This is a genomic window from Streptomyces sp. NPDC047981 (assembly GCF_040653315.1).
Classification (GTDB): Bacteria; Actinomycetota; Actinomycetes; order Streptomycetales; family Streptomycetaceae; genus Streptomyces.
The window spans coordinates 1-4,544 of sequence record NZ_JBEZNQ010000173.1 but is presented as its reverse complement, the minus strand read 5'-3'; the positions used below and the strand labels follow the sequence as shown (position 1 = coordinate 4,544).

General features: G+C 71.0%; 5 protein-coding genes. 1 reads left to right on the top strand and 4 read right to left on the bottom strand.

The genetic code is table 11. The features are described from left to right. The 4 genes from AB0E14_RS39395 to AB0E14_RS39380 form a co-directional block, all read right to left on the bottom strand. The coding region (locus AB0E14_RS39395; RefSeq protein WP_362430303.1) for a hypothetical protein at positions 1-264 on the bottom strand (264 nt) is incomplete at its 3' end. After that, positions 257-973: a hypothetical protein gene (locus AB0E14_RS39390; RefSeq protein ID WP_362430300.1), complete on the bottom strand. Its 717-nt coding sequence runs from the start codon at positions 971-973 to the stop codon at positions 257-259. The genes AB0E14_RS39395 and AB0E14_RS39390, both read right to left, overlap by 8 nt. Continuing rightward, positions 970-1,557 (bottom strand): TetR/AcrR family transcriptional regulator, encoded by a 588-nt coding sequence (locus tag AB0E14_RS39385; protein ID WP_362430297.1) that lies wholly within the window; start codon positions 1,555-1,557, stop codon positions 970-972. Before AB0E14_RS39385 ends, AB0E14_RS39390 begins: the two co-directional genes overlap by 4 nt. Positions 1,558-1,723: 166 nt before the next feature. After that, the gene (locus AB0E14_RS39380) at positions 1,724-2,932 is read right to left on the bottom strand and encodes an NADP-dependent malic enzyme (protein WP_362430294.1); all 1,209 of its coding nucleotides are present in this window, start codon (positions 2,930-2,932) and stop codon (positions 1,724-1,726) included. A 538-nt stretch (positions 2,933-3,470) separates the two neighbouring features. Here AB0E14_RS39380 and AB0E14_RS39375 point away from each other — a divergent pair. Then, entirely contained in the window at positions 3,471-4,445 is a 975-nt protein-coding gene (locus AB0E14_RS39375; protein ID WP_362430291.1) for an ABC transporter substrate-binding protein, read from the top strand. Positions 4,446-4,544 lie beyond the last annotated feature (99 nt).

The window sequence follows — 4,544 nt, the reverse complement described above, 5'->3', positions numbered from 1 at the left end:
CCAGCCGGCCCCGGCCGCCGCGCCGGGCACGGCGCCCCGCGGGGTGAGCACGGCGGCGGCGAGGGGCGTTCCCGCGCCGTCGGTCAGCAGGTGTCGGCGGGCCCCGGGCAGCGTCGCGTGGGTGCGCAGGGTGGTCGCGAACCAGGAGCGCCTGACCCGCTCAGAGCCACCGGTGATCCATGCCGTGGCCGGCTCCCGGCCGAACGCGGCGGCGAGGACCCGCGCGCACTCCTCCGGTCGCGGCCGGTCGTCGATCTCAGCCATCGCCGCCGCCTCCCGCGCCGCCGCCGCCTCGCGGCACCTCGGCGAGCGGGGCCTCGGCGAGGGGCGCCTCCGGGATCAAGTGGCAGACGAGCAGCTTGAGATGGAAGAGCGGCCCGAACCAGGCGAGGGCCGCGGGCACGGTCAGCCAGAAGAGGCCGACGAGGACGGCCGCCGCGTAGACGGCCATCGCCACCGGTCGCCGTACCGGCAGCGGGGCGTACTCGACGAGGAGGGCGCCGATGACGAGCAGCGCGGTGTTCCCCAGGATCCAGGCGGGGTCGCCGCCGAGGATCACGAGTCCGAACACGACGAGGTGGAGCACATGGGCGGCGACGAAGGCCAGCCGGGCACGCCGGGCACCAGGGCTCCGCCGGTGGTACCAGCGCTTGGCCGCGTTGGTGGCGTTGGTGACGATGCCGCCGAGGAGGTCGAGTCCGACGAGCGCCAGGACGACGAGTTGCACCCAGCTCCAGCCGCGGGCGAGGTCGGTCGTCCCGACGCCGACGGCGAGCAGCGCGGCGCACACGCCCACCCCGCCGAATTCGACGAGGGACTCGGCGCGGGTCTTGCCGGGCCCCATGAAGCGCTCGAGGCCTCCGGCCGCGCCGGGCGGTGTCGCCGGTATGCGCCAGTCGACGACGACTCCGGGGTAAGGGGTCGGTGACACGGCACCCTCGGCGGGCTCCCGCACCTCTCCGGTGGTGGTCATGGCCCCTCCCCGCCCCAGAGGCCGGCGAGGAGCGCCCACACCTGCTCGTCCTCGACCTCGTGGTCCCCCGCGCGCAGCTTCTCCAGGGCCCAGCCGTCCGCCGCGCGCAGGACGGCTTCGGTGGCGGCGACCAGGAGGGAGTGGTCGACGGTGGTGCGGACGACACCAAGGCGCCGGCCGTCCCGGACGAGCGCGTCGAACCAGGCCGTCCAGGGGCCGCCGCCGGACACCCGTACCGCGCGTTCGGCGAGCGCCAGGTCGTCGGGGTGGGCGGCGAGGTGCGCGCCGAGCGCACCCGTCCCGGCCCGCAGCCGCGCCCAGAAGTCGTCGGGGCCGTCGGCGGGCCCCCAGGGACCGAGGACGCCCAGCAGTCGTTCCCGTACGTCCTCCAGAACGGCGGCGAGCAGGTCGTCGCGGCCGTCGAAGTACTGGTAGGCGGCGGTCTTCGAGAAGCCGGCCGCCTCGATGATCTTGTTGTACGAGGCGGTCTCGGGCCCGTGCGCGGCGAACTGCTCGCGCGCGACGGCCAGGATCGCCTCCCGGCGTTCGGCGGGGAGGCGGTGGAACCGGGGCAGAGGACTCATGCACTCACAGTACACACCATCGGTGTGTACTGCCAGTACACCCATCCGGTTCACCACACACGAAAGGGCCCCGAACGCTTCGGATGGACGAAGCGTTCGGGGCCCACTACAGAGCCAGAGCCAGAGCCGGACCCGGGTGATCCGGATCGGCGGGTGTGGAGCCGCGTCAGCGGCGGGCCACGCCCTCGGCGCGCGCGGCGGCGGCGACGGCGTTCGCGACGGCCGGGGCCACGCGCTCGTCGAACGGCGACGGGATCACGCAGTCGGCGGCGAGCTGGTCACCGACCACGTCCGCGATGGCGTTCGCCGCGGCGATCTTCATGCCCTCGGTGATCCGGGAGGCCCGGACCTGGAGGGCGCCCGCGAAGATGCCGGGGAAGGCGAGCACGTTGTTGATCTGGTTCGGGTAGTCCGAACGGCCGGTGGCCACGACGGCCGCGTACTTGTGCGCGACGTCGGGGTGGACCTCCGGGTTCGGGTTGGCCATGGCGAACACGAACGCGTTCGGCGCCATGGACGCGACCGCGGCCTCCGGGACCGTACCGCCGGAGACGCCGATGAAGACGTCCGCGCCGGCCAGGGCGTCCTCGAGGGAGCCGGTGAGGCCCGCCTTGTTGGTGATCTCCGCGAGTTCACGCTTGACCGGGTTCAGGTCGTCCCGGTCACGGCTGACGATGCCCTTGCGGTCCGTGACGGCCACGTCACCGAGCCCCGCCTCGAGGAGGAACTTGGCGATGGCGACACCGGCCGCGCCGGCGCCGGAGATGACCGCGCGCAGGTCGCCGAGGCCCCGGTCGGTCAGCTTCGCCGCGTTGCGGAGCGCGGCGAGGGTGACGACGGCGGTGCCGTGCTGGTCGTCGTGGAAGACGGGGATGTCCAGGCGCTCCTGGAGCTTGCGCTCGATCTCGAAGCACCGGGGCGCCGAGATGTCCTCCAGGTTCACCCCACCGAAGGAGGGGGCGAGCCGGACGACGGTCTCCACGATCTCGTCGGTGTCGGTGGTCGCGAGCGCGATCGGCACCGCGTCCACGCCGCCGAACTGCTTGAAGAGGATGGCCTTCCCCTCCATGACCGGAAGCGAGGCCTCCGGGCCGATGTCGCCGAGTCCGAGCACTGCCGTACCGTCGGTCACGACCGCGACGACCTGGGACTTCCAGGTGTAGTCGTGGACCAGCTCCGGCTGCTCGGCAATCGCGGTGCACACCTTGGCGACGCCGGGCGTGTACGCGAGGGACAGGTCGTCCTTGTCGCGCAGCGGCACCGTGGCCGAGATGGCCATCTTGCCGCCGCGGTGCAGCGCGAAGGCCGGATCGAAGGGCTCCTGAGCCCCATCCGTACCGCTCTCGCTGCGAGGATTGACGATCTCCGCTGCCATTGGGTTGACCCCTTAAGTCTTCTTCATTTGAGGGTGGCCACTCCTTGTTGAGGAGGGGTGGGCGGGTCCCGCGGTCGCCGTGTCTGGCAACCGCGCGGGCGCGCCGCACAACGCGCCCTGAGCCCCGGATGAGGGGTGTAAGGATCCTTCTTACCGGACGTACATCACCGTAGACGAGTCCATTGCGGAGCGGTGACGCGGCTCATACGGACGTAACGGCACCTTGCGCAGAGCAGGCGCGTCGCCCCATTTCCGGACACGGACTCGTGTAGACCGGATCGTGGCCTTTGTGTCGTCCAGATGGCGAGATCAACCGGAGATTTTCCGGCTTCGGGGAGCATTCCCCGGAAGAGGTTCGGCCCGTGTCCACGGGGTCTCTGAGGTTCGGGGGTCACCCGTTACCCGATTTTGACATGCGTGGCCGTCTGTTTGTCGCCGTCCGAATGGCAAGATGCGCGTAATCACACGAGGTCGCGACACCCGAAGGTGCGTGCGCGCGGCCTATGGCAACTCCCTCACACGCCGGAGGAACCCGACCATGACCGCACGCTCCACGCGCTGTACGACCGCCGCCAAGACCCGCACGTCCCGTCTTGCCGCGGTCGCCGCCATCGCGGTCGCCGGCTCCATGCTGCTGACCGCCTGCGGCGACCAGACCGAGGGCGGCTCCACCGCCGAGGGCACGAAGACCGGCCCCGCCTCCAGCGCGCCGCTGTTCTCCAAGCTGCCCGCCGACATCCAGAAGTCGGGCGTCATCAAGGTGGGCACGGACGCCACCTACGCCCCGATGGAGTTCAAGGAGGGCGAGAAGATCGTCGGTGTCGACCCCGACATCGCCGCCGCGCTCGGCAAGCAGCTCGGTGTGGAGTTCCAGTTCACCAGCGGCACGTTCGACACCCTGCTCACCGCGCTGCCGACCGGTCGTACGGACATCGTGATGTCCTCGATGACCGACACCAAGGCCCGCCAGGAGGGTCTGGACGACAAGGGCCAGAAGACCGGTTCCGGTGTCGACTTCGTCGACTACTTCACCGCCTCCACCGGCATCCTGGTGAAGAAGGGCAACCCGGAGAACATCAAGTCCCTCGACGACCTGTGCGGCAAGAAGCTCGCCGTCCAGCGGGGCACGACGTACGAGCAGGCCGCCAAGGACCTGGCCGAGAAGTGCAAGGCGGACGGCAAGCCCGCCCTCACCTTCGAGTCCTTCCCGACCGACGCCGAGGCCCAGACCCGCGTGAAGGCGGGCGGCGCCGTCGCCGACCTGAACGACTCCCCGGTCGCCGCGTACATCGCGAAGACCGCGGGTGGCGGCAACGACTTCGAGGCCATCGCCAACAAGACGGACGCCGGCTTCTTCGGTATGGCCGTCGACAAGAAGGACACGCAGCTGCGCGACGCCCTGGCGGCAGCTCTCGACGCGATCATCAAGGACGGCACCTACAAGGCCGCCCTGGACAAGTGGGGTGCCGGCGACGGCGCGATCCCCGCGGCCAAGATCAACGGCGGCTCCTGACCCCTACGTACCACTGAAGGGCAGTCGTTGTGACTGACAAGTTCGACAAGGTTCCGGACGGGGCGGCTGCCGCCCCGTCGGGCCTGCCCCCGGAGGCCA